The organism is Corynebacterium sp. ACRPQ (assembly GCF_022347225.1).
GTDB lineage: Bacteria > Actinomycetota > Actinomycetes > Mycobacteriales > Mycobacteriaceae > Corynebacterium > Corynebacterium tuberculostearicum_D.
In genome coordinates this window covers 1-808 of record NZ_JAKRNF010000045.1, presented here as the reverse complement: position 1 = coordinate 808, position 808 = coordinate 1, and the positions used below count along the sequence as shown (strand labels likewise).

The window sequence follows — 808 nt, the reverse complement described above, 5'->3', positions numbered from 1 at the left end:
GCCAACCAAGGCAACTAAGCCACGACGATCCGATTCAGACAACGAATGAAACGGGCCAACAACCCCAGACACAACAACACCCTCCTAAGGGAAAGTGTTGCAACGACCCTCTGAACTCAAGGTGCACCGTAAAAAGTAAAAATCCCCACAACACAGCGTAGCGGTTAACCGCTACGCTTCTTTTATGCTCTTCCTATGCCCCAACTTTGCAACAGCACCAATAAACTGGCGCCCCGGTTATAAGTTGGGGCGCCAAGTCGATGTGCTCGAGTCGGGGGATGTTAGTGGCCGGTGTCAAGCCGGCCAGACAGGCGGTTCAGCCGGTCCTGACTGGGGCCGTCGAGCCCGATAATGGACACGGTTTTGCCTCTGTCCTGGAACTTCTGCGTAATCGCGTCAAAGGTCGCGACCGTGGAGGCATCCCAGATCTCCGCCTCAGTGAGATCAATAGTGATATGACGGGCAGAATCGGTGTAATCAAAGCGATAAACCAGGTCATTGCTTGATGCCCAAAACAACTGGCCATGCACCCGGTAGGTACGAGTATCAATCTCGCCATCGCCGTCGCCGTCGATCTCGGAGACCTTTTCAATGGAAGCGATATGTGCCATCCGACGGGCGAACATGATCATCGCGGTGACCACACCCAACACCACACCAATGGCCAGGTTGCTGGTGGCTAGGGTGGCAATAATCGTCACGGCCATAACAATGGTCTCAGAGACCGGCATGAGTTTAAGGGTGCGTGGATGCACCGAGTGCCAGTCGATGGTGCCGACCGAGACCATGATCATGATTGCCACCAGCG

1 protein-coding gene is annotated in these 808 nt (G+C 54.8%); it reads right to left on the bottom strand.

Translation table 11 applies throughout. The features are described 5' to 3' along the window. Positions 1 to 281 precede the first annotated feature (281 nt). The coding region (locus MHY24_RS11995) for an STAS domain-containing protein (RefSeq protein WP_367398067.1) at positions 282 to 808 on the bottom strand (527 nt) is incomplete at its 5' end.